Raw genomic sequence first — 24,087 nt, 5'->3', positions numbered from 1 at the left:
CGTCCATGCGGTCTATCCTGGGCGCCAGCCTTCGGTAAAGGTGCGGGCGTTCATCGACCTTCTCCGCGAACGTCTCAGGGGCTGACCGCCACGGCAGGGGCGTACAAGCTCGCGGCCCGCTGGCATGAAACCCTCTTGCCATCAACCAGCGAGGTAGTCGCCATGCGAGTTGTTGTTAACGGTACCGGCAAGGGATTGACGCTGTGAAGGCGGCATGGATTTCCGATGCGGCAGGTGGCGACCTCTCGATTTGCGTGGGTGACACGGAGGCTCCCGCACACGCCGACGATCGGCTCCTGGTCAACGTGGACGCCGTGGGCCTGACCTTCGGTGAACCCCACTGGGTGACCAACGGCACCATGGCGCTACCGGATGGTTCGAAGCGCCCACTACCGGTGATCGTCGGGCACGAGTTCGCCRGTCACATCGCTCACGTCGGTCGTGCGACGAAGGGTTTCTCGGTCGGCGACCGCGTCGTCGGACTCATCGACTTCTGGCGTAACGGCGCGGCAGCGGAGCAGGCGAGCGTCCTGCCGGGCGAGATCACACAGCTGCCCGATGCGCTCTCCGCCGTCGAGGCCGCGACCCTGCCGATTGGTGCGCTCACGGCCTGGCAGGCGCTGTTCGATTTTGCAAAGTTGAAAGCGGGCGAGACCGTCCTGATCCATGGCGGTGCCGGCGCGGTCGGCACGTTCGCCATCCAGATTGCCAAGGGCATCGGGGCACGTGTGATCGCCACCGCGCGCGGCAGCGAAGCCACCGGCCTGTGCCGTGAACTGGGTGCGGACGTGACGATCGATACGACGACAGAGCGTTTCGAAAACGTCGCAGGCCCGGTCGATGTCGTCTTTGACACCGTGGGTCACGACCTGCTCGAGCGTAGCTGGCAGTACGTCAAGCCAGGTGCGCGTCTGGTCACCATCTCGGGCGAAGCCGAGGATGCGCCGTCGCCGGAACGGGCGCAAAAGCTCGGCATCGAAGCCTTCTGGTTCATCGTCAAGCCCGATCCCGCGCAGCTCGCGGAGATCGTGCGCTGGGTCGCGGACGGACGCATCGTCGTGCAGGTGGATCGCGCCTACCGTCTCGACGAAGCACGGCAGGCGTTTCTCGAAGCGGACTCGCGGGCGAAGCGCGGCAAGACGGTGCTCACCGTGTAATCGCCACGTGGCGGGTCAGCTCATCTGGTCGCCGCGACGAAGGTTGATGTGCAGTGCCGTGGCGACGACCAGCATCGACTCGTCGTCGCTCGAGGAGGTGATCCAGCCGGCGGAAACATCGTCGTCCGCCTCGCGCGACCACAGGGTGTAGCCGTGCGGCTTGAGCTGATCGTAGGCGCGGTTGAAGATTTCAGCGGCGTCGATGTCCTCGTGATACTCGTCGTCGTCCGGGTCGCCGTCCCAGTCCATGCTGACGTCGTGGAAGCGTGACACCAGCTCCTGGAGCGCTTCGACCAGCGCGCGGGTGTCATCCGCATCCACTTCGAAGCTGGCGCGCCAGTCCGTTACCTGGCCGACCAGGCGAATGGGATCGTCGTCGCCCTGGTCCTCGACTTCGTTGCGATAGTCGCTGAACTGCTTCTTGGCGGCTTCTTCGTCGCCGGGGTTGATCATCAGAAGCAGCTGCCAGACGTGTTTTTCGACCGTGTCCTCGCTGTCGTCATCGTCGTAGTCGCGTTCTTCGTAGGATTCGTCGTCGTAGGAATTCATGGGGATTGGCCTGTGGGTCTGCGGACGAATGATCGCATTAATGGCGAGCGGAAGCGGCCATGGGGCGAATGGACGGCCATTCAGCGCAGTTGACAAACGTGCGACGCAGTGCAACAAATAACCCTCCAAGCCCTCTGCCARGCGATCTACTCACCAGTGAACGCACTCAACCACAGCGCAAAGACCTCCCCGATGACGCTTGCGGCCATGCCGCACGGTTCGGTGGATTGCGCGTGTTGTTGTTGTCGACTGGCCTGAGTTTCGGCCCCGCGTCCGGCGTTTGACGCCCTGACGTAGCCACCGCGGCCCGCCCGCGGTTCTTCTCCCTCCCTCGTTCTTTCCGGTCATGCCCGATCGGCGTCGTGTTGCGCGTCGCCGGGGCGAGGCCGTCTTCCCACACCCGGCGCCCAGAGGCGTCGGCGTTCTGCATCGTCCCCAGGGGAACCACGTCCATGTTCGCTCTCGCTCCACGCCGCCGCACCCCGTTATTCGTCGCCGTCTCGCTGGTCCTCGCCGCCTCCGCGGCACCGGTCCTGGCACAGGACGCCGGTCCCGCCGATAAGCCCGAGCCTCCGAAGACCAGCCAACTGGATACCGTCATCGTCACCGGCACCCGCAGCACGGAACGCACCGTTTCCAGCTCGCTGCAGCCGATCGACGTGATCACGCCACAGCAGTTACAGCAGAGTGGCGCTACGCAGCTCACGGCCGCGCTCGCGCGACTGGTGCCCTCGCTGAGCTTTCCGCAGCCGACGACGATCAGTGGCGCGGAAGTGGCGCGCCCGGTGACCTTGCGTGGCCTCAGCCCGGATCAGGTCCTGGTGTTGATCGACGGTAAACGCCAGCACAGCGGCGCCTTCCTCAACCTCGGTGGCGCGATCGGTCGCGGATCGAATCCGGTGGACCTCAACGCCATCCCGATCTCGGCGATCGAGCGGATCGAGGTGCTTCGCGATGGCCAGTCGGCGCGTTATGGCTCCGACGCGATCGGCGGCGTGATCAACGTGATCCTGAAAAAGGGCGGGGAGGGTGGGCAGGTCACGGCAAAGTTCGGTGGCTATGACGCCGGCGATGGTCTGCAGCGACAGCTCAGCGCGGATACCGGATTCAAGATCGGTGACAAGGGCTCGATCCATGTCGCCATCGACACCCAGAACAACGACTACACCAATCGTGCCGGTCCCGATCAGACGCCCGCTGCCAAGGGCACGACGTACAACCAGAAGGTTTACCGCCTCGGCGATCCGGGCGTGCAGTCGAACAAGGTGTCCTTGACCGGCCAGTACGAATTCAGCAAGGCGGCCGAGGTGTACTTCGAAGCGCTGTACCGCCGTGATCGCGATGAAACCGCGAGCTTGTACCGGCATCGCGGCGATTCCACCAACGTGCCGTCGATTTACCCCGAAGGTTACCTACCGGTGAGCATCCCCATCGTCAACGACACGACCCTCACGGCCGGACTTCGTGGCGAACTCGGCGACGGATGGCATTACGACGTATCGGCGAGCCATGGTTCCAACGAATACGACCAGCGCAGCCATTCGATCAACGCCGACTGGTACAAGGCCTTCGGCTATACGCCGTTCTTCATCCAGGGTGCCGATTACAAGACCAACCAGCAGGTCGGCAATGTCGATATCAGCAAGGAGTTCTCGCCGTCGTGGCTGGCCAACCCAGTCAGTGTGTCGTTCGGTGTGGAATACCTGCGCCAGGCGTACAAAGTGACGCCGGGTGATGCCGTCTCGCAGTACGGTGCAAACGGTGGCATCACCGGTGATCTGCAGGGCAACTGGCAGCGCCACGACGTATCCGAATACATCGATCTCGAAACCAATATCACCGACCGTTTCGCACTGTCGCTGGCCGGTCGTCACGAGCAGTACAGCGACTTCGGTGGCACGACCTCCGGCTCGCTTTCCGGTCGCTTCGACTTCACACCCCGCGTTGCCTTGCGTGGCAGCATCGGTACCGGTTTCCGCGCGCCGACCCTGGTGCAGCAGCACTATGCCGACATTTCGCAGCAGCTGCAGGACCTCGGCCACGGCCAGGTGCTGGTGCAGTCGGGTACCTTCCCGGTGGACGCCCCGGCGGCAAGCCTGCTCGGCGCCGAGAAGCTCAAGCCGGAGAAATCGCGTAGCGCGACGCTCGGGCTGGTTCTCGAGCCGCTGACCGGCTGGAACGTGAGCGTCGATGCGTACTGGATCAAGATCACCAATCGCATCAACCTGTCGTCGAACATTCCGGTCAATACGCCGGCGGTCAATGCTTACCTCGTTGCCAACGGTGTCGACGCGAACTACCAGTCCATCCGTTACTTCACCAACGCCGTGGACACGCGGACCCGCGGCCTGGACTTCGTCAGCCAGTATGCCTTCGATTTCTCCAACGGCGATCGCCTGAACACCACCGTGAGTTGGGCGTACAACGAGAACGAGGTAACGAAGGTGAAGCCGAACCCGGCGATCCTCGACGAACTGGGTGTCGCGGTGCAGCGTGTGGAACGCCGCGAAAGGCTCGGCCTGCTCGGCGACACCAATCCCCGGACCAAACTGGATGTGGGCTTCGATTACCTGCATGGGCGTTGGGCAGGTCACGCTAACGTGCAGCGTTACGGCAACTACACCGTGTACAGCAACAGCGGCCCCGCGCTCGATCAGGACTTCAACCATCGCTGGACGCTGGATCTGTCGGCCGACTACAACCTGGACAACTGGACGTTCAGTGCCGGCGCGGACAACGCGTTCAATGCGAAGCCGGAGCAGGTCAAATACGCCAACTCGACCAACGGCAATTTCAAGTACAGCCTCTTTTCACCGCTCAGCTGGAACGGACGCTACTACTATGCCAGCGTGACCTACCGGTGGAAGTGATGACGATGAGAGTGCTGCTACCCGCCTTGCTGCTGACGATCGCCGCAGCGGTCCCGGCGCAGACGGCCGTGCCTGCCGCGCAAAGTGAACTCGAGCAGCGCGTGGATGCTTCGATCGCCACCGCGGACCTCGACGGCTGGCTGAGGCGCCTGACGTCGGCACCCAACCAGGTCGGCTCGCCACACGACAAGGAGAACGCCGACTTTATCGCCGCCAGCCTGCGCAATTGGGGTTGGCAGGTCGCGGTGGAGCAGACGCGGGTCCTCGTCGCGTATCCGACAGTGCAAAAGCTCTCCCTGCTGGGTACCGACAACTACGCCGCCGACTTCTCCGAGCCGGCGATTGAGGGTGACAAGGACACCGCCACGCGGGACGGCGTACTGCCCGGCATGGAGGCCTACAGTGCGGACGGCTCCGTGGATGCGCCGCTGATCTTCGTCAACGAAGGTCTGTCGAAGGATTACGACGAGCTCGCCAGGGCGGGACAGTCTGTCGAGGGCAAGGTGGTGCTGGTCAAGTCCACCGGCGCCGGCCGCTGGGTAAAGCCACGGCTCGCACAGCAGCACGGGGCTGTCGGCGTGGTGATCTATTCCGACCCGGACGCGGACGGCTTCACCAAGGGCGATGTCTACCCCGAAGGCGCGTGGCGTACACCGTACACCCTGCAACGCGGCACGCTCGGCATCGACAGCGTGCTCGACGCGAAGAGTGCGAGCACCTTCCAGGCAAGCAGGCATACGGACGACCTGCATCTTCCGGTCGTCACCATTGGCTATGGTGACGCGGAGCACTTCCTTCGCGCGCTCGGCGGTTCTGCCGTACCGAATCGTTGGCAGGGCGGCCTGCCGCTGACGTACCACGTGGGCGGCGATGCGAAGGTCCATCTTGAAGTGCGTTCGCCCTGGGAGTGGCGCACGCTTTACAACGTGATCGGCACGTTGCGAGGCAGTGAGTTCCCTGACGAGTGGGTGATCCGCGGTGTGCATCACGACGCCTGGGTGTTTGGCGCCTGGGATCCGCTGGCGGGCACCACGGCCTTGCTCGCCGAGTCCCGGGCGATCGGCGAGCAGGCAAAGGCCGGGCATCGGCCGCGACGCACGCTGGTCTTCGCCAGCTGGGACGGGGAGGAGCTCGGCATCCTCGGCTCCAGGGCGTGGACGGATCGCCATGCGGCGGAGCTCGCCCACAAGGCGGTGTTCTATCTCAACAACGACACCACGGGCAGAGGATTTCTCGCCACGGCGGGCGATCCGTCGTTGGCGAGCCTCGTGGACGGTGTCGCCGGAGACCTTCGCGATCCGGAAACCGGCGCCACGGTGCAGGCGCGTCGTCTGGCCAAACGTGCCGTGGACGCAGCGGAGAAGGGCAAGGATGTGGAGGGCCCCATCGTGCCGCAGCGCCTCGGTACGGGATCGGACTACCTGCCATTTGCCCATCGGCTTGGCGTGCCGTCGCTGCATGTGCGGTATGGCTACGACCGTGACGGCGACGACGAGAACGTGCCCATCTACCACTCGCTGTATGACACCTACACGCATTACCAGCGCTTCGGCGATCCGGGGCTGACTTACGTGAACCTGCTGGCGCGAACGAATGCGCGGCTGGTGCTGCGGGTCGCCAACGCGGATGTGTTGCCCTGGCGCTATACCGCGTTTGCGCTATCGCTTGGCAAGGACATCGATCGTCTTGCCACGGGTGCGGCAGCTGAGCATCGCGAGGCGGTGCGGAAAAACGCACTGCTGGACCACGATGCCTACCGCCTGGCAGCCGTGGCGTACCGTCATGAGCAGCCACCCTCGAAGCTCGACGATGCCTGGCAGGACATCGATCTCGGACCGTTGCACGACGCCCAACGGGACTTCCTGACCACGGCCGAAGGTTACGATCAGGCGGCCTCGTCGGCAGACAAGCTCACCGCGAAGCAGGTGATTGCCGTGAACAAGGCTATCCGCGACATCGCACCGGCTTTCCTGCAGGCCTCGGGTCTGCCCCAGCGTCCGTGGTACCGACACCTTCTCCAGGCCCCCGGACGTAGGGGAGGCGAGGACGCGGCGCCGCTGCCGGGTATCGGTGACGCCATCGAAGCGCGGGCGTGGGAGCAGGCGAGGGAGGAGGTGCGCCTGACGACGGCGGCGACACGCCGGGCCACCGCGCTGCTGAAGCAGGCCACGCAGATCCTGGTCACCAGCCAGCCGTGACGTACGAACTTACGATCACATCAGCTCCGCTATAGTCCCGCCACCTGAACCGGCGGAGTGGTGGCATGAGCGATGAATCCCAGCAGCCAGCGGCAGCCCATCGCCGGAAGAAAGGCTGGGGCCCGATCCGCTACGCGCGTTCGCGGCCACGGCTGGTCATCGGTGCCGCGATTGCCGTCGTTGCCGCCGCGGGACTGGAATTCACCGGGCTGCAGCGCAGTGTCGCGCTGCTGCTCGGGTTCGACATCGGTGCGCTGGCGTACCTCTTGATGATCCTGCGCATCTTCCTCGGAGCAACCCAAGCCACGATGCACCGGCAGGCGCGCATGCAGGACTCCGGCCGCTGGACCACCCTGCTCAGCGGCGTCGCGCTGTCGGCCATCGTGCTCATCGCGGTCACCACCGAACTCAATTCGGGCAGCAAGGGCGGCGCCTTCGCGATCGCCGTGGCGGCGACGACGATCATCCTGTCGTGGATGTTCATGAATACCCTGTTCGCCTTGCACTACGCCCACGGCTATTACGGTGACTTCGGGGAGAAGCACAAAGGACTGGATTTTCCGGGTGACGAAGATCCCGACTACTGGGACTTCGCGTACTTCTCGTTCACCATCGGCATGACCTTCCAGGTCTCCGACGTGCAGATCACCACGCGCTATCTGCGCCGCATCGGCCTGATGCATAGTGCGATCGCATTCTTCTTCAACGTCTTCATCATTGCCATCAGCGTGAACATCGCCGCGGGCAAGGCCTGATTCGTCACTCCCCCTGCGGCCGGTGGACGCGCACGCAAAGCAACACGCTGGTCACCAGAGCGGCCACGGCGAGTAGCTCGACGGGCGTCGGTAGCCGTCGTTCCCAGAGAAACCCGTAGAGCAGCGCGAACAGGGTCTCGAACAGGATCATCTGCCCGACCAGGGTGAGCGGCAGCAGGCGGCTCATCCGGTTCCATAGACCATTGCCCAGGATCGACGCGAACACGGCGATGCCGGTGCTGATGCCCGCGAAGCGAAGCCATGCCTGGCCGTCGTGCACGGCGGTGTCGGTGAGAAGAGCGGCGGGAACAAGCAACAGGGCCAGTGCCCCGGTCACCACGCCCGTGAGCAGGTTCCAGTCATGGGCGGAGACTTGGTCCAGCCGCCCAAGCCAGTGTGCGTTGTAAACCGCGTAAGCGGTCCAGGCGGCGAGGGCACCGATGGCGCACAGCAGTCCCGCCAACCGGTGGGACTGAACCTGGGTGTGCGATCCCGCCATCGCCTGCCAGGCGATGCAGCCGATGGCCAGGGCGCTGAGCCACAGCGACGGAGCCAGCCGGCGCAAGGGGACGGCCCCTGCCGCGCGGCTACCGACCAGGGTGACCGCGACAGGCAGGAAGCCGATCACCAGCGATGTCATCGCCACCCCTCCCCACTGCACGGCACTGGCCAGGAGCACGTAATAGACGATGTTGCCCAGCAGGCTCAGGCCGACCAGTCCGCGCCAGTGAACGGCCCGAAGCCAGGTACGCAGGGGCCGCCACCGGGGCACGAGCAGGCCGGCCGAGATCAGGCCATAGACCAGGTAGCGTCCCGCCGCCAGCTGCAGGGCGGTGAAATCCCGGGCCAGCTCGGGCGCCAGGAAAACCAGCCCCCAGAGCGCGCCGGCGGCCACGCCGAAGCCAATGCCCAGTCCCAGGCGGGTGCGTTCTTCCAAGGATGACTCCAGCGAAAACGGCAAGGATGGCGAGTTTACTGCCCAAATTTCTTATTGACGCGACGCCGCAAACGCGGTGTCCTTCGTTTAGCCGTCCATTCGGCGCGGTCCGTCCTGGGGCCGGGTAACAAGGGGGAACACCTATGTGTACGAAATTGATTGGTCGGGCGACGACATTCGCCCTGGTTATGGCCCTGGCTGCGGGTCCTGCTGCCGCTCGTTCAGCGGATGAGACCCCGCCGGATACGCTCTGCACCGTTATCGGTACCGCGGCCCGCTATATCGGCACCACGGTCACCGTGCGTGGCGTGGCGTCGTCCGCCGGCAAGGTCACGACGCTCTCCGACGCGGAATGCAAGGGCAGCGTGAGCCTCTCCATCGACGACAGCGACACGCGCAAGCGCGACATCAACTCGTTCAAGCGTGCCGTGGCATCGAACGGCGCCCAGGCCACCGCGACGATCTCGGGTCGCTTCCGCTCGACCGACGACGCGAAATCGCCCTACGCGATCGACGTGTACAGCGTTCGCGACGTCGTCAACGTCCAGTAACCCGGCAGCGAGCCCGCCGGGATCACGGGTTCCCCCGCCGTCGATAACGACGGCGGTCACCACGGTGTACGCGTCCATCCTGTCGCCGTCGCTTGGATCCGTTCGGTCAGGCCGATCCGCTCCAGGAACGCTTCGTCGTGTGATGCGACGACCAGCGCGCCCTCATACGTGCGTAGCGTGTCCTCGAGCGCCCGGAGCGATGGAAGGTCGAGATGATTGCCTGGCTCGTCGAGCAACAGCAATCGCGCGGGTGGGGCGGCGTAGATGGCCATCGCCAGTCCCGCCGCCAGGCGCTGCCCACCGCTGAGCTTGCCGGAGGGCAAGGCCGACGCGAGACCATCGATGCCCAGCTGTGCGAGGCGGGTGCGAATCTCGCTTTCAGGCAACGCGGCGTTCGCGGCACGCAGCAGTTCGACGGCGGATACATCGGCATCGACATCGAACAGTTGCTGGTCGAGATAGGCGACCGGCGCCCACGCCTGTCTGTGTCCCTCGGCAGGGGCCAGTTTTCCCGCCAGGGTCCGCAGCAGCGTGGACTTGCCCGACCCGTTCGGGCCGACCAGGCCGATGCGCTGGCCGGCGGTGATCGATACGTTCACCTGCTCCCTGGGTTCCCCAAGATGGGCGAGTCGTACGGCATCGAGACTGGCGACGCGGAAGGGACCCGGGGCGCCCCGCGCGGCGATACGGAGAACGGGCGTCGCGCGATCGTCCACGCGCCGTGCGGCGTCCTGCACGCGTTCGCTCAGCACCGCACGCTCGTGCTCCTGTCGTTCGCGCAGGCGTCCCGCCGTGACCTCGCTGCGTTCCTTGCGCCTGCCCAGCAGGATGGGCGCCTGGTTGGCGTCGCGCGCTCCACGGTCGCCGCGTGCCTCGCGGCGTTCGGCACGTTCGCGTTGATCGCGCAGGTTGCGCTCCTCGCGGCGGCGTTCGGCCTTGCGTTGGTCGAGCTAACGTTCGGCATCGGCTCGTTCTTCCTCGCTGCGCTTGGCGTAGAGGTCATAGTTGCCGCCATAGGAGCGTAAGCCTGAGGACGACAGCTCGACGATGCGTTCCATGTGTCGTAACAGGGCCTGATCGTGACTGACGACGATCAACCCGTTCGTCCAGTGTTCGAGCCGATCGATGAGCAAGCGGCGCGCGTCACCATCGAGGTGATTGCTTGGTTCGTCGAGGATCAGGAAATCCGCTTCGCTGATCAGAGCGCCGGCGAAGGCGACTCGCGCTRCCTCGCCGCCRCTCAGCCGCTGCATCGGTACATCCGCGTGGAGATAGTCCAGGCCCTGCGCGTGAAGTGCCTGTTCGAGGCTCTGGCGGATCGTCCAGCGTGATCCGACGATCTCGTAGTCGCGCGGGTCGATGTTTCCCGCTTCGATGCGGGCGAGTGCGTCGAGTACCTCTTCCACGCCGGCCGCCGAAGCAACGGTCGCACCGGCGTCACGGGCCGGTTCCTGAGCGAGGTAGTGCGTCGTTCCGTGCGCGAGCAGGCGACCCGAGGACGGCAACCACAAGCCGGCGAGCACGCGGGCAAGGATGCTCTTGCCCACACCGTTACGGCCCACGAGGCCGGTGTGCCGCACGTCGAAGGTTTCGTCGAGATCGGAGAATAGCCGGCGGCCATCGGGCAGCAGGCAGGTGACCCCTTGAAGGGTCAGGTTTGGGTTCGTCATGCAAATTCCAGGGATGCAGAAAACTCCCCCTGCAGGCAGGGGCTGGCGAGTCTTGCCGTCACTCAGGACGGAGCATCACTGGCGCATGGGACGAACACCTCATGGGCGGGAGCAGGGCACCGATTATAGCAACGGACGCCGGGGTGAAAAATTCCCGTTGACCACCCGGGACAGGCGGACGTACCTTCGGCCGGCCCCAGGATTCCGAAGTCTTACGATGTCGATATGCCGAGTGTCCGTATCTACTACGTTAATCCGCCCCGGACGTCATCATCTTTCGGTTGGCTCGAGATTGTGGAGAAGGCCCGCGTTGCGATGTGTCGTCGTGTTCGGCTGCGTAGGTATGTACGCGTGTTCCTATGATGGTCTCGCGTCGGAGGACTGCGTTCATAACCTTCTCGACATCCCGGCTTCCGGCACGTCCGACTACGTGCTTCGTTCGGACGAAACCGGCTGCGACGACTTTGCTCATTCGGACGAGGTCCTGCTTTACCTCGTCAAACGTGGCGAGACCCGGCGCATTCCTGTGTTCGAATACATCCCCTCTGCGTTTCGCGACAAACCTCACGCGACGTGGTTGTCGCCGGAAAAGCTGAGGATCGACTTCAAGGAAGTCGATGCGATCCTGAAGACCTATAAGGTCGACGAAGCGCAGGTCGATATTCGCCTGGCCAAGCAGCCCAGCGACTAAGGTCCGATTGGTTGCCCGGCTCGTCGAGTAGAAGCAGCTTCGCCGGTGGATTGGCGGTACAGGCCCGCGCCGGGAACATAGGAAAAGTATCGATTGAACGTCGGATCCCGGCTCGATTGCTTCGGTGCGATGGGCCAGAATCCACGACTATCGGTGCGCCTTGGGTGGCGGGGGAAGGTATGCGCAGCAAGTTATTCGTGCCCGGGGGGCGTCCGGAACTGTTCGCCAAGGCGCTGGCCGGTCCGGCCGACGCCTTGTCGTTCGATCTGGAAGATTCGGTACCTGCCGCGGTGAAGGCCGGGGCCCGTGCCGATGTGTCCGCCTTCGTCGCCTCGAACGCTGTCCGCAACGCCGCCAAGGCGATCATCGTGCGGGTGAATGCCCCGGACACCGAATGGTTCGAAGACGACCTTGCGGCGGTGCTGACGCCCGGACTGACCCTGCTCAATGTGCCCAAGGTGGAATCGCCGCAGGCCTTGCTTGCCGTCATCGCAACGCTGGAGCACGTCGAGGCGGAGCGCGGCCTGGATGGATCGGTCGGGCTGCTGATCAACATCGAAACACCCAGGGCGCTCGACCAGGCGGCCGCGATCGCCGCGGCGCATCCCCGGGTCGCCGGCCTCCAGCTGGGGCTGGCGGATCTTTTCGAGCCGCACAGTATCGACCGCGCCGATGTCGCGGCGGTACACGCTGCGATGTTCGCCGTGAAAATCGCTTCGGCGGCGGCAGGCGTGTTCGCGATCGATGCCGCCTTTGCCGCGATCGACGATGTGGCGGGCTATGAGGCCGAAGCGCGCATGGCGCGTCGACTCGGCTTCGTCGGTAAAAGCTGCATCCATCCGCGGCAGGTGGCCCTTGCCAATACGGTGTTTGCGCCGTCGTCCGACGAGATCGCGCTGGCACGTCGTATTGTTGCCGCTTCGGTCGAAGCGGGGCGTGTGGGTCACGGTGCCTTCGTCGTCGACGGGCGGATGATCGACCTGCCGTTCCTCAAGCGCGCGCAGGCGCTGCTGGCATCGGCAGGGTGATGCGTCTGCCGACGATGCGCGTCACCCTCCGCGTTTGCCGCGCCTTCCTGCTCCTTTGCTTGCTTGCCTCAGGCATGGCACATGCCGACGCACTCACCCCCTTGCGTGGCAGCGCACTGCCTTCGCTACCCATGGTGGGAACCGTGCATGGCTTCACAGCTGTGGATGGCCGGCTCGTCGCCGTGGTCGACGATCGCGCCTGGATCCTCGATGAAGGGCAGGGCAGCTGGCGCTCCTTGGTCTGGTCCGCGGGCGTCGCGCCGAAAGCGCTGTCGGCATTGTTCGGCGATGCTTCGCGTGGCTACATCTTGTTGGGTGACGACGACTCGACTGCCACCTCTGTCGCGCGCCTGTCGCTGGACGCGACGGGTCTGGTCCTGACGCCCCTGCCGCCCTTTCCGGGTCCTATCGTCGGCGCGCGCGCCGCATCAACCGACAGTGCCATCTACGTCGCTGGTATCGAGAACGGCGCATCGACACTGCTGCGCCTTGAGCCCGGCACCGTTCGACCCGCCTGGACAAAGCTGGCCGACCTACCGCCCGGCGCTGCGCCGTCGACGCTCGTTGTCCAGGGCGCAGGCGTCTTTGTCACCGTCGGCAATACGGTATGGCGCTGGTTGCCCGATGGCGGCTGGAGCGAGCGTGCCACTGCGCCGGCCCCCATTCTTCCGGGCATGGCACGCCCGATGGGACAGGCGAACGTGGCCTACCTCGTCGGCGATACCACGGCGGCTCGCGCATTGACCTTCCAGGTGGTGACGCGCGCCTGGGCGGTTCTGCCGGGCGTTCAGTTCGCAGGGGTGACCTCGGCAGCTACCTGGAAAGACGGCTTCGTCTGGTCGTCCACGGATGGTGCGAGAACGACGGTCGCCTCCGCCCAGGTACAGTCGAGCAAACTGCTGTTGCGCTGGCTCGACTGGCTGGTGATCGTCGTCTACCTCGGCGGCATGATCGGCATCGGTCTTTACTTCTACCTTCGTGAGAAGCGCAACTCGACCGCGAACTTCTTCGTCGGCGGCCGCAGCATTCCGTTCTGGGCCGCGGGTGTGAGCCTGTATGCGGCGAACACCAGCTCGATCAGCTTCATCGCAATTCCCGCTAAGGCCTTCGAGAGCAACTGGCAGTACATGACGAACAACCTCATCGCCGTGTTCGGCCTGATGTTCGTCGCCGTGTGGATTGTTCCGCTGCTGCGCCGGCTGGACCTGATGTCGGTGTTCTCGTATCTGGAAACGCGCTTCCATCCGGCCATCCGCATGATTGCCAGCGCTCTGGCCATCCTCACCCAGCTCGGCAGCCGTATGAGCGTGATTCTGTTCCTGCCGGCGCTCGCCATCGCCACGATCACCGGGATCAGTACGACGCTGAGCGTGATCCTTATGGGAGGTTTCACCATCATCTACACCGCCATGGGCGGGATGAAGGCGGTGATCTGGACAGATGTGGTGCAGGTGATCGTGAAGATGGGTGGCGCGATCTTCGCCATCGGGTTCATCATCTGGCATTTGCACGGTGGGTTCGGCGAGTTCCTCGGCACGGCGATGGCCGATCGCAAGATGCACCTGCTGGACTTCAGCTTCGATCTGACCAAGGCAACGGTCTGGGGCTTCCTTTTCCTCGTGCTGTTCGACGTGGTGCTGACCTTCCCGAAGGACCAGGTGCTCATGCAACGCACCTTGTCCACGCCGTCGGCGAAGGAAGCCGGTCGCTCGATCTGGGCGTTCGCGGCCATCATGATCCCGGGTGGGCTGGTCTTTTACATGATCGGCACGGCGCTGTTCGTGTTCTACAAGGCGCATCCGGAGCGGATGAACCCAATGCTGCCGATCGACGCCACGTTCCCACTGTTCATCGCGGCCGAACTGCCGATGGGCGTGACCGGGCTTATCGTGGCAGGCATCTTCGCCGCGGCGATGGCAACGCTATCGGGCATCATGAACAGCGTGGCAACCCTGGTTTCGGTGGACTTCTACGATCGGTTGGTGAAGAACCGCACCCCCAAACAGAGCGTGATATTCGCCGAGGTGACGACGGTCGTCGTCGGACTGGTCGGCATCGGCCTGGCGCTGCTGCTGTCGCGGTTCGACGTGCATTCGCTGTTCGACGTGTCGATCGAACTGGCCGGCTTGCTCGGCGGCGGTTTCGCCGGTGCCTATACGCTGGGGATGTTCACCCGCAGAGCAAACTCGCCTGGCGTGGCGATAGGTATCGCGTCGAGTACGGCACTGACCTTCATCGCCTGGATCTTCAAGTTGGTCCATCCGTATTTCTATCTGGCGATCTCGATCTGCCTTTGCATTGTCATCGGCTATATCGCCAGCCTGTTCTTCCCGGCGCCGACGCGTTCGCTGCGCGGCCTGACAATTCATCGCGATCGCGACGGCGAATGACCTACCATGGCGCTCCCCGCCGACCGCCAGTGAGATGACGTGGAAACCCAGTTCCTCAATACCTTCATCACCGTTGCCGACCATGGGTCGATGGCAGCGGCGGCGCGACTGCTCAATATCACGCCGGCTGCTGTGGCGCAGCAAATACGCACGCTTGAACGCGAGATTGGCACGACCCTGATCGCGCGCGTCGGCCGCACGGTGAGCGTCACGGAAGAAGGATCGAGGATCCTGCAGCGTTCGCGCGATGTGTTGCGTAACGTGGCCGACCTGCGCAGCGTCGCCAACGAGAGTGGGGTGTCGGGGGAACTGAGGCTCGGCGCCTGTCCCACCGCCCTGGCAGGCATGCTTCCCGACGTGCTCGCGCGCATGGTCGAGACTTTCCCGCGCATCAACGTCTTCATCAAGCCTGGCTACTCGGTCGATCTCTACAACGACGTCGAGAAGGGCGACCTCGATGCCGCTGTTGTGCTGCAGGCACCGTTCCCATTGCCCAAGACCTGCGAGTGGCAACTGCTGCGTGAGGAGCCGCTGATCGTGCTCGCGCCACGCGCGCTGGCGGGGCGCGACCCGCACGAGCTGCTCGCCACCGAGCCGCTCATCCGTTACGACCGCAATCAGTGGGGCGGGCGGCAAGCCGACGATTACCTCCGTGCGAATGGCATCGTGCCGCGCGAGCGTTTCGAGCTCAATGCGCTCAATGCAATCGCCGTCATGGTCGACCGCGGTCTCGGCGTCTCGCTGGTTCCTGACTGGGCGAAGCCCTGGCCGGAAGGCCTGGATCTGGTTCGCATGCCGTTGCCAAACCCGTCCGAACCACGTCGCATCGGCATCGTCTGGTCACGCTCGAGCGTGCGCGTACGGTTGGTCACCGTACTGCTTCAGGAGAGCCGAAAGGCGATGGCGGCCATGCAGTCGCGGTGACCGCGAATGTGTCGTGCATGTTGCGTCGCCGCATAGTTTTCCTTCGTTCGTAAGCAACAAAAACTAGTCTCTGAACATACCCGTCCGCGGTTTCTTGCCATGCGCTAAGCGCATAGGCTCACCATCACCGAGACGAAGGTCAGTGGCGCGCCGGGGAGGGCGTAGCCAACGCAGCAGACAGTTTCTTTGCCCGGGCGCGCCGTCACAGGGGCACGCCGCACCCGCCCGCTTGGGCGATCGATCCAACGGCAACACGGACCCGATATGATCAAACCACTTTCCGCCGCGATCGGCAGCATCCTGCTGGTCTCCTTCTTCGCAACCAGCGCCCACGCGCAGGAGGCGACTTCGCAGACAGACGCGCCGAACGCCCCGAAGGCTGCGAAGAAGAAAGACGACAAGAACAACGACCAGCCGGTGAACCTCGACCAGGTCATCGTCACCGGTGTGCGCACGCCCAAGGCGATTGACGAGATTCCCGGCGCGGTCACCGTGGTCAACAAGGAAGAGATCGCCCATACGCTGTTGGTGACCGAGGACGCGACGGCTGTGCTGGCGCGCTCGGTGCCGGGCTATGCGGAGTCTTCCCAGGCCATGAGCAACACCGGCGAAACCCTTCGTGGGCGTATTCCGCTGCGCCTGTTCGACGGTGTGCCCCAGGGCTCGCCGCTGCGTGAAGGCACCCGCAACGGCACCTTTACCGACATGGGCATCGTCGGCCGCATCGAAGTCATTAACGGCCCGTCGGCCTCGGAAGGCATCGGCGCAGCGGGCGGCATCATCAACTACCTCTCGAAGACGCCGACCAAGGAAGGCAACGAGACCACCATCACCACGCGCTACCAGACGCAAGGTAAGTCGGACAGCGGCAGCTGGAAGACCGGCGTGACCTTCGCCCGTAAGGAAGCCAGCTACGACGTACTGCTCGCCGGTTCGTATATCGACCGCGGCATGACCTACGACGGTAACGGGCGCCGCATTGGCCTGAACACCTCCGGCTCGCTGGCCGACTCCACCTCGAGCAACCTGTTCGCCAAGCTTGGCTACAACTTCGGCGAGGGCGATGATCAGCGCCTCCAGGCGACCTTCAGCAAGTTCAAGATCACCGGTAAGGGTGACTACATCCAGGTACTCGGCTGCCGTGGCCCGACGGACGATCCGCCGTGTGCAACGCCGCGTACGAATACGTCCGAGCGCGGTCACATCGACGGATCGAGGGATGCTTTCAATGACTTCAAGCAATACAGCGCCGAATACACCAACAAGAACCTCTTCGGTGGCGCCCTCGACATCAACGTGTACAAGGCCGACCAGGCCATGCGTTACCTGCCGGAGAACACCGAGGACAAGCAGGATCCCCTGATCGCGCCGCTGAACACCTTGTTCGACCAGTCCGAGATCACCGCCAAGAAGCGTGGCATCCGTACCTCGTGGACGCGGCCGGACTTCCTGGTCACGGGACTGGAACTGCATACGGGTGTGGACGTGGCCCGCGACGAGGCGCAGCAGCGCCTGGCCCTGACCGATCGGCTCTGGGTTCCGCCGATGATCTACAACAGTGTCGCGCCGTATGCGCAGCTGTCGTACGACATTGGCCCGTTCACGATCAGCGGCGGTTACCGTCGCGAGAGCGATCGCCTTACGGTCGACAGCTACACCACCACGTACTACCGCAACCGCGTGTTCGTACAGGGCGGCAAGCTGTCGTACAAGGAAAACCTTCGTAACATCGGGGGCATCTGGCGCTTCAACGACGAGTGGTCCGCCTTCGCTTCCTACAGCGAAGGCTTCACGCTTCCCAATATCGGTATCCCGCTGCGTAACATCAGCGTGCCGGGCCAGTCGGTGAGCAGGATCAGCGACCTCAATGCGATCATCTACAAAAACAACGAATTCGGCTTCAACTGGCGTGGCGACCGGGGCGCCTTCGGAGCCACGCACTACATCTCGAAGTCCCCGTTCGGCTCGTCGCTGGCGATCGATCCGAATACCAGCGACTTCATCCTCTCGCGTGCCCCCGTGCGTATCGAGGGTACTGAGCTGACCGGCGAGTGGCGTTTCAACCCGGAGTGGAAGGCGACCGCGATCTATTCGCACATCACGGGCAAGACGGCCTTCTGGTCGTCGGATCCGGCCGGAAACTACGGCGCCGGCTCGCTCAGCAAGCCGCTGGGCGTGCTCGACATCAATCCGGACAAGCTGGCCTACGCCGTCACCTGGAACTATTCGGCGCACGGCGACGCGACGCTCGGTGCCACCTCGCTGTTCGGCCGGCACGTATCGGGAAGCGATACGCGCGCCTATGACGGGGCGACGTTTAGCTACAGCGAGCAGACCCACGGATACACGCTGTTCGACCTGGGTGTGAATTACGACCTGGAACGCTACGGCAAGCTGTCGCTCGGCGTGGAGAACCTGCTCGACAAGCAGTACATCCTCAGCTGGTCGCAGCTGGCGGGCTACCAGAACTACTGGTCGGGCCGTGGCCGCGTCACGTCGCTGACCTATACGATCACGCTGTGACGGAGCGATCGCTCTGGCGAAGCCGCGCCTTGCGCGCGGCTTCGCTGTGCCTGGGACTGCTGCTATGCGCTTCGGCGGCCCTCGCGGCGGATGCGTGGCCGAGGGACGGGCTGGACCGTCTGCATGCGTTCATGCGCGATGCCACGGGGACGGACGGATACCTCGGCGGCGTTACGCTGATTGCCCACAATGGCCGCATCGTCGACGTGGGCACGTATGGCTACGAAGATCTCGCGCGCAAGCGGCCCATGCGGCGCGATGCCATCTTCCGCATCTACTCGATGACCAAGACCGTTACATCCGTGGCGGTCATGATGCTGGTGGAGGAGGGCAAGGTGTCGCTGGACACGCCGCTTGCCGAGCTCCTGCCTGGTTTCGAGCATCCGCAGGTGATGACGGGCGGTACGGCCGCGGCACCGACCCTGCGAGCGGCATCTCGCAAGCTCACCCTGCATGACCTCCTCACTCACACGTCGGGTTACCCGGCAGGCCTGGAGGGCGAGCGCGAGGCCGTAGCGTTGATGGAAAGCATCGATCCCCACGGCGCGAACGACCTTGCTGGATTCGCCGAACGAATGAGCCACGTGCCACTGGCGGCTGACCCCGGTACCCGGTTCGGTTACGACGGTGCCTCGCTCGAGCTGGTGGCGCGTGTCGTTGAAGTCGTTTCCAAGCGACCGTTCGCCGACTTCCTGCAAGAGCGAATCTTCACCCCGCTAGGTATGCGCGACACGGGCTTCAGCGTGCCCGTCGACCGTCGCGGTCGTGTGGTCGACATCACCCGCATGGCTGACGACGGCCATCTGGCGATCGCCGACGGCCCGAGCGCCACCCACCCCGGCGAGCCGCTGAATCGCTATATGAGCGGAGCGGGTGGCCTGTATTCCACAGCGGACGATTACGGCCACTTCGCACAGATGTTGCTCGACGGTGGCCGTTCCGCCGGGCACGTGCTTCTCGCGCGCAAGACCGTCGAGCTGATGATGCGCAACCACCTGGGCATGCTCGACCCGCCGGTGACCCAGTTCAGTGCCGGCGAGGGTTTCGGCATCGGCGGCTATGTGGTGATCGACCCCGCCCGCCGCGGGCAGCTCGGCTCGGTCGGGCAATACGGCTGGGCCGGTGCGGCATCCACCACGTATACGATCGATCCGCACGAGCATCTGGTCGCCATCCTCATGCTCCAGCACCTGCCTCGCGACGACGGTCGCAAGGACCTGCCGCGCCTCGCGCGGCCGTTCTACGACCTCGTCTACCATGCTCTTCCATGACCCCCAGGTTTTCCGCCATGACCCAGTCCCCTGACGAGCACGATGAAACGGCTCGGGTAACCCACGAGTTCAAGTTCTCCCATGTGACCACCGGCCGTTATCTGCCGACCCCGGGCAAGGCGCCCGGCTGGCCCTTCGCCGAAATCGGTCACTGGAAGATGGACGTGGACGGTAGCGCGGACGACTGGATACGCGAGCTACGCGACTGGCGCCGCGAACATCTCACGCGCATCGGCTACGACGACGCCAACTATCGTCGGCCCGAGTTGCAGTGGGCTCAGCGCAATTTCGTCCACGCGCAGATGATGGTGGAGGATCGTTACTTCTACGACCCGGTGGCGGGGCGCTATACCGTCGATCGCTACCTGGACGACCTCGAAGCCCGCTTTGGCGGGATCGACAGCGTACTGATCTGGTTCGTCTACCCCAACATCGGGATCGACGATCGCAACAAGACCGATCTCGCGTTCGATCTCCCCGGTGGTCTGGATGGGCTACGCGTCGCCGTGGATGACTTCCACCGACGAGGGGTCCGCGTCTTCCTGCCCACGATGCCCTGGGACAACGGCACGCGTCCAGCCGACGAGAGCGACTGGGACGCGATGGCCAGGCTGGTCGCGGCGGTGGGTGCGGATGGCGTCAATGGCGATACTTACAACGGCGTGCCACGCGCGTTCTTCGACGCTTGCGACGCGGCGGGGCACCCCGTGGTGCTGCAGCCGGAGTCCACGATCAGCGCCGAAGAGCAGCTGATCTGGAACGTACAGAGCTGGGGCAAGAAGGCGCCGAACGAGGTCATTCCTCCCGTGGCGAAGTTCAAGTGGCTCGAGCCGCGCCACATGATCAACTACGAAAACCGGTGGGGACGCGACCGTAATCACGATCTGCAGTACATCTTCTTCAACGGCGTGGGTTACAACGCCTGGGAGAATGTCTGGGGCATCTGGAACGGGCTGACGCCGCGCGACGCCGAGTCGCTCCGTCGCATTGCCACCATCGAACGGCAGTTCGCACCAGCCATGGTGAGCATGGACTGGCGTCCCTACGAGCGCACCCTGCAGGCTGGCGTGTTCGCCAGTCGCTTTCCGACGGAGACATACACGCTGTGGACCGTGGTGAACCGCCAGGAATACGTGGTCGCCGGCGAGCAGCTTGCCGTGCCCCATGGCGAAGGCGCCCGCTACGTGGATGCCTGGAACGGCGTGGAGCTCTCACCGCGAATCCATGATGGCAAGGCGGTGCTGGCTTTCCTCCTGGAAGGTCGCGGCTTCGGCGCGGTGGTCGCGCTGTCTGCCGGTGCCTCCGTCGATGGCCTCGACGGCTTCCTGGCGACGATGCGCGAAGCGTCCATCACGCCTCTGGCCTCCTTGTCCTCGACGTGGCGAAGCCTGCCGCAAACGATGCGCCCCGTGGCGGCGACCGCGCGCGTTGCCACCGCGCCGGAAGGCATGCTGACCATTCCTGGGGGCCCGTTCGATTTCGTCGTGGGCGGTGTCGAGATCGAAGGGCAGACATGGGAAGGCAACGACGTGCAGTACCCGTGGGAGAGCAGCGCGCGTCGCGGACATCGCCGACACATGCAGATGGAGTCCTTCCACATTGACCGTACGCCCGTCACCAACGCACAGTACGCCGCCTTCCTCGACCACACCGATTGGCGTCCGCTCGACGCGCACAACTTCCTGCGTCACTGGGTGGACGGCAAGCCGCCAGCCGGCTGGGAGAGCAAGCCAGTGACGTGGGTGGGGATCGAGGATGCGCGTGCCTATGCGGCCTGGGCCGGCAAGCGCCTTCCGCACGAATGGGAATGGCAATATGCCGCGCAAGGTAACGACGGGCGTCGCTACCCGTGGGGCAACGACTGGCGCGAAGACTTCGTTCCGGCTGTGAATCGGGGCCGGCAACTGCGCGCTCCAGCGGATGTCGATGCTTTTCCGCAGGCAGCCAGCCCCTTCGGCGTGCTCGACCTGGTTGGCAACGTGTGGCAGTGGACCGACGAATTCCTCGACGAACATACGCGCGCTGCCGTGCTGCGTGGTGGAAGCAGCTACCAGCCGCAGACCTCGCACTGGTACTTTCCGCAGGCCTACCGTCTCGATCAGCACGGCAAGTACCTGCTCATGTCACCAGGCAAGGATCGCTCCGGCTGTGTCGGATTCCGTTGCGTGGTCGATGCCACGTGAGGGCGGTCACGCACTTCGATGGCCTGCTCGGCGAGGCGCTCGCGGCGAACCTCCAGGGCCGTCTGTCGCATTTCATCGTCGACGAGCACAGCCCTGCCATTGCCTTGTTCGCGCCCGAACGCCGTGCGCTGAACGAAGAGGGCGACTGGTACGGTGAGCATGCCGGCAAGTGGCTGGTGGCCGCATCGCGTGCCGCTGCCCGCAGCGGTGACGAGTCGCTCCGCCGTCGTGTGCTGCGCGTGGCCGACTATCTCGTTTCCGTGCAGGAGGCCGACGGCTACCTGGGCACGTACGCCCCGGGGCGTCGCTTCATGTACCAGCGGCCGCCGAAACCGGTGAGCTGGAACGGCGAGCCCAGCGTGCGTACCTGGGACATCTGGACGCACGCCTACCTGATGCTGGGTCTGTTGGAGGTGCATCGTCACTTTGGCGGCGCAAGCTATCTCGATGCCGTACGCCGCATCGGTGATCTGTGTCTACACACGCTTGAGGCAGGCGGCATCGACATCACCGACCTGGGCAATCACTTCGGCATGTCGGCAACGGTGCTGCTCGATCCCGCGGTGGACCTGCATCGGGCCACGGGCGATCCGCGCTATCTCGATCTCGCCCGGCTTGTCCTTCGACAGGCAAACGCCCACCCGCCACTGGCCCTGCTCGACCAGTGCCTTGCCGGAACGGACGTCGCATTCATCGCTACGGGCAAGGCGTACCAGCTGGCCTGGAACCTGGTGGGTATCGCCAAGTTGCATCGCGTCACCGGCGAGCCGGATCTCTTGCGTGCCGTGGAGCATGCATGGCGCAGCATCCGCGACCACCATCTGACGCTGGGTGGCGGCCCCTGGGGCGGTGTCGCGCATCGTTCGCGCGAAGTGTTCAATGCGCCGGGTGCTTTCAGTCCGGAGGGCTACGTGGAGACCTGCTCCACGCTGGCGTGGATCCAGCTCAACCGTGAGCTGCTCCTGGTCACCGGCGAAGCGCGCTATGCCGAAGAGATCGAGCGCTCCGCATACAACGACCTGCTCGCCGCGCAGGCGCCGGATGGCGAGAACTGGTGTTACTACGTCTTTCCCAACGGTCGGCGTGTGCATACGACCTACTGGCGCTGCTGCAAGTCCAGCGGTGCGATGGCGGTCGAGGAGCTGCCGGACATCGCGACGATCGCCCGGGACGCGCGAACGCTCGACATCAATATCTATGGTCCTGGCCGATCGTCGGCCTTGCTCGAAGGGCCCGGGCGCGTGCAGCTGACCCAGGCCACCGCGTGGCCCTATCCGGATGACATACGCATGACCGTCGCTGTTGAGCGGTCGGCACGCTTCACGCTGAGGGTGYGTGTGCCGAGCTGGGCCGAAGGCGCGACCCTGGTCGTCAATGGCGAGGACGCCGGCGTGACGGTGCCACCCGGGCAGTACGCGATGGTCGAGCGTGATTGGCATGACGGCGATGTGCTCGTCGCCCGTTTTCCGGCGCAGCCGATCCTGCACCGGGCCAGCAATCGCAACATCCAGGAATCGCGCGCGCCGGACGGCAGCGCAGTTCACCAGGAAGTATTGCACTTCGACTACATCGGTCTCACCTGCGGACCACTCGTGTTCGCCACCGACCTTATCGACGGCTTCAAGACCAGCGAGACCGTAAAGCTACCGGAGGAGCCGCAGGCGAGCTGGCTTACGCTTCTTCCGGGTGAGAAAGGGAAGCCACCGGTGCTGAGTCTCGATCCTGGTTACCGCGCGCCGCTGCGCTTTACGCCTTATTTTGCGACAGGCGGACGGCATGATGGCGCATGGCGTCTCACCTGGCTGCCGTTGGCGCCGGAGAAGTCCTTGTAGATTCAAACAAGTTTTTCTGCTGCCAGAACATATCGCGCCGGGGTGTTTCCCGCACCCCGTGTCCGGCAAAGTGAATGGACGCAAACGGGACATGGCAGCTGTGGATAACGAGGCACGCATGGAAACACCGACATCGCCCCCCCGCACGCCCTCGGGCCCCCTCTCCGGCGTGCGAGTGCTGGACCTCAGCGCCTATATCGCTGGACCTTACGGCTGCACGCTGCTGGCCGACCAGGGCGCGGACGTCATCAAGATTGAGCCGCCCGGCGGCGACAATCTGCGCCAATACCCGTCGACGCTGGCCACCGAAAGCCGCGCCTTCCTCGGTGTGAACAGGAGCAAGCGCGGTATCGTGCTGGACCTGAAGAATCCGTCGGACCATGCGGCGCTGTTGCGCCTGGTGCGCGAGGCCGATGTGTTGGTGCACAACTTTCGCCCCAGCGTGCCGGCGCGTCTCGGCATCGACCACGACCGGATCGCGCTGATCAATCCGCGGCTGATCTATTGCGCCGTCACCGGCTATGGCGACCAGGGCCCGATGAAGGACAAGGCCGGCTA

Annotated in this window: 17 protein-coding genes and 1 pseudogene; 15 read left to right on the top strand and 3 right to left on the bottom strand. The window is 64.5% G+C overall.

All coding sequences use genetic code 11. The annotated features are described in order from the left end of the window. Window positions 1-207 (top strand): hypothetical protein (locus tag AC1DT2_RS02975; protein WP_477294164.1); only part of this gene is annotated, 207 nt, incomplete at its 5' end. After that, window positions 204-1,157 carry an NADP-dependent oxidoreductase gene (locus tag AC1DT2_RS02970; protein ID WP_477294162.1) on the top strand — a complete coding sequence of 318 codons (954 nt, stop codon included), beginning with the start codon at window positions 204-206 and terminating at the stop codon, window positions 1,155-1,157. The genes AC1DT2_RS02975 and AC1DT2_RS02970, both read left to right, overlap by 4 nt. Before the next feature lie 15 nt (window positions 1,158-1,172). Here the strand turns inward: AC1DT2_RS02970 and AC1DT2_RS02965 are convergent, their stop codons facing one another. Beyond that, the gene (locus tag AC1DT2_RS02965; RefSeq protein WP_082878937.1) at window positions 1,173-1,706 is read right to left on the bottom strand and encodes a DUF6630 family protein; all 534 of its coding nucleotides are present in this window, start codon (window positions 1,704-1,706) and stop codon (window positions 1,173-1,175) included. Window positions 1,707-2,158: 452 nt separating this feature from the next. Here AC1DT2_RS02965 and AC1DT2_RS02960 point away from each other — a divergent pair, with 452 nt between their 5' ends. From AC1DT2_RS02960 to AC1DT2_RS02950, 3 genes are all read left to right on the top strand, one after another. Next, the gene (locus AC1DT2_RS02960) at window positions 2,159-4,576 is read left to right on the top strand and encodes a TonB-dependent receptor plug domain-containing protein (protein ID WP_477294159.1); all 2,418 of its coding nucleotides are present in this window, start codon (window positions 2,159-2,161) and stop codon (window positions 4,574-4,576) included. A 5-nt stretch (window positions 4,577-4,581) separates the two neighbouring features. Continuing rightward, window positions 4,582-6,774 (top strand): transferrin receptor-like dimerization domain-containing protein, encoded by a 2,193-nt coding sequence (locus AC1DT2_RS02955; RefSeq protein ID WP_477294157.1) that lies wholly within the window; start codon window positions 4,582-4,584, stop codon window positions 6,772-6,774. A 65-nt stretch (window positions 6,775-6,839) separates the two neighbouring features. Next, the gene (locus AC1DT2_RS02950) at window positions 6,840-7,529 is read left to right on the top strand and encodes a DUF1345 domain-containing protein (protein WP_477294155.1); all 690 of its coding nucleotides are present in this window, start codon (window positions 6,840-6,842) and stop codon (window positions 7,527-7,529) included. A 4-nt stretch (window positions 7,530-7,533) separates the two neighbouring features. Here AC1DT2_RS02950 and AC1DT2_RS02945 read toward each other — a convergent pair whose 3' ends face one another. Next, complete coding sequence (locus AC1DT2_RS02945) at window positions 7,534-8,466, bottom strand: DMT family transporter (RefSeq protein ID WP_477294153.1); 933 nt, start codon at window positions 8,464-8,466, stop codon at window positions 7,534-7,536. A gap of 143 nt (window positions 8,467-8,609) precedes the next feature. On the opposite strand from AC1DT2_RS02945, the gene AC1DT2_RS02940 reads away from it, so the two are divergent. Beyond that, complete coding sequence (locus AC1DT2_RS02940; RefSeq protein ID WP_477294151.1) at window positions 8,610-9,017, top strand: hypothetical protein; 408 nt, start codon at window positions 8,610-8,612, stop codon at window positions 9,015-9,017. 56 nt (window positions 9,018-9,073) lie between these two features. Here AC1DT2_RS02940 and AC1DT2_RS02935 read toward each other — a convergent pair. Next, window positions 9,074-10,687 (bottom strand): annotated as a pseudogene (locus AC1DT2_RS02935) (ATP-binding cassette domain-containing protein). Window positions 10,688-11,030: 343 nt separating this feature from the next. On the opposite strand from AC1DT2_RS02935, the gene AC1DT2_RS02930 reads away from it, so the two are divergent. From AC1DT2_RS02930 to AC1DT2_RS02890, 9 genes are all read left to right on the top strand, one after another. Continuing rightward, a complete protein-coding gene (locus tag AC1DT2_RS02930) occupies window positions 11,031-11,378 on the top strand; it encodes a hypothetical protein (protein WP_477294149.1) in 348 nt (115 codons plus the stop codon). A gap of 179 nt (window positions 11,379-11,557) precedes the next feature. After that, a complete protein-coding gene (locus AC1DT2_RS02925) occupies window positions 11,558-12,406 on the top strand; it encodes an HpcH/HpaI aldolase/citrate lyase family protein (RefSeq protein ID WP_477294147.1) in 849 nt (282 codons plus the stop codon). Continuing rightward, on the top strand, window positions 12,406-14,796 hold the full coding sequence (locus AC1DT2_RS02920) for a sodium:solute symporter family transporter (protein WP_477294145.1): 2,391 nt from the start codon (window positions 12,406-12,408) through the stop codon (window positions 14,794-14,796). Before AC1DT2_RS02925 ends, AC1DT2_RS02920 begins: the two co-directional genes overlap by 1 nt. A gap of 39 nt (window positions 14,797-14,835) precedes the next feature. Continuing rightward, window positions 14,836-15,720: a LysR family transcriptional regulator gene (locus AC1DT2_RS02915; RefSeq protein ID WP_477294143.1), complete on the top strand. Its 885-nt coding sequence runs from the start codon at window positions 14,836-14,838 to the stop codon at window positions 15,718-15,720. Window positions 15,721-15,984: 264 nt separating this feature from the next. Next, window positions 15,985-18,243: a TonB-dependent receptor gene (locus tag AC1DT2_RS02910; protein WP_477294141.1), complete on the top strand. Its 2,259-nt coding sequence runs from the start codon at window positions 15,985-15,987 to the stop codon at window positions 18,241-18,243. Next, on the top strand, window positions 18,240-19,514 hold the full coding sequence (locus AC1DT2_RS02905; RefSeq protein WP_477294139.1) for a serine hydrolase domain-containing protein: 1,275 nt from the start codon (window positions 18,240-18,242) through the stop codon (window positions 19,512-19,514). The genes AC1DT2_RS02910 and AC1DT2_RS02905 overlap by 4 nt, the downstream gene beginning before the upstream one ends. A gap of 17 nt (window positions 19,515-19,531) precedes the next feature. Then, complete coding sequence (locus AC1DT2_RS02900) at window positions 19,532-21,697, top strand: formylglycine-generating enzyme family protein (protein ID WP_477294137.1); 2,166 nt, start codon at window positions 19,532-19,534, stop codon at window positions 21,695-21,697. Next, complete coding sequence (locus AC1DT2_RS02895; protein ID WP_477294135.1) at window positions 21,694-23,529, top strand: glycoside hydrolase family 127 protein; 1,836 nt, start codon at window positions 21,694-21,696, stop codon at window positions 23,527-23,529. The genes AC1DT2_RS02900 and AC1DT2_RS02895 overlap by 4 nt, the downstream gene beginning before the upstream one ends. Before the next feature lie 175 nt (window positions 23,530-23,704). Next, a partial coding sequence (locus AC1DT2_RS02890) for a CoA transferase (protein ID WP_477294133.1) occupies window positions 23,705-24,087 on the top strand: 383 nt, incomplete at its 3' end.

It is taken from the genome of Luteibacter sp. P4_E6, from assembly GCF_056401535.1.
The sequence above is the reverse complement of the archived record's forward strand: the minus strand, read 5'-3'. Positions and strand labels throughout refer to the sequence as shown.

Excerpts from the sequence above, each read along its gene's own strand:
- AC1DT2_RS02930 (WP_477294149.1), top strand. The coding sequence starts at position 11,031 with ATGTACGCGTGTTCCTATGATGGTCTCGCGTCGGAGGACTGCGTTCAT.
- AC1DT2_RS02960 (WP_477294159.1), top strand. The coding sequence starts at position 2,159 with ATGTTCGCTCTCGCTCCACGCCGCCGCACCCCGTTATTCGTCGCCGTC.
- AC1DT2_RS02925 (WP_477294147.1), top strand. The coding sequence starts at position 11,558 with ATGCGCAGCAAGTTATTCGTGCCCGGGGGGCGTCCGGAACTGTTCGCC.
- AC1DT2_RS02955 (WP_477294157.1), top strand. The coding sequence starts at position 4,582 with ATGAGAGTGCTGCTACCCGCCTTGCTGCTGACGATCGCCGCAGCGGTC.
- AC1DT2_RS02965 (WP_082878937.1), bottom strand. The coding sequence starts at position 1,706 with ATGAATTCCTACGACGACGAATCCTACGAAGAACGCGACTACGACGAT.
- AC1DT2_RS02920 (WP_477294145.1), top strand. The coding sequence starts at position 12,406 with ATGCGTCTGCCGACGATGCGCGTCACCCTCCGCGTTTGCCGCGCCTTC.
- AC1DT2_RS02950 (WP_477294155.1), top strand. The coding sequence starts at position 6,840 with ATGAGCGATGAATCCCAGCAGCCAGCGGCAGCCCATCGCCGGAAGAAA.
- AC1DT2_RS02900 (WP_477294137.1), top strand. The coding sequence starts at position 19,532 with ATGACCCAGTCCCCTGACGAGCACGATGAAACGGCTCGGGTAACCCAC.
- AC1DT2_RS02940 (WP_477294151.1), top strand. The coding sequence starts at position 8,610 with ATGTGTACGAAATTGATTGGTCGGGCGACGACATTCGCCCTGGTTATG.
- AC1DT2_RS02910 (WP_477294141.1), top strand. The coding sequence starts at position 15,985 with ATGATCAAACCACTTTCCGCCGCGATCGGCAGCATCCTGCTGGTCTCC.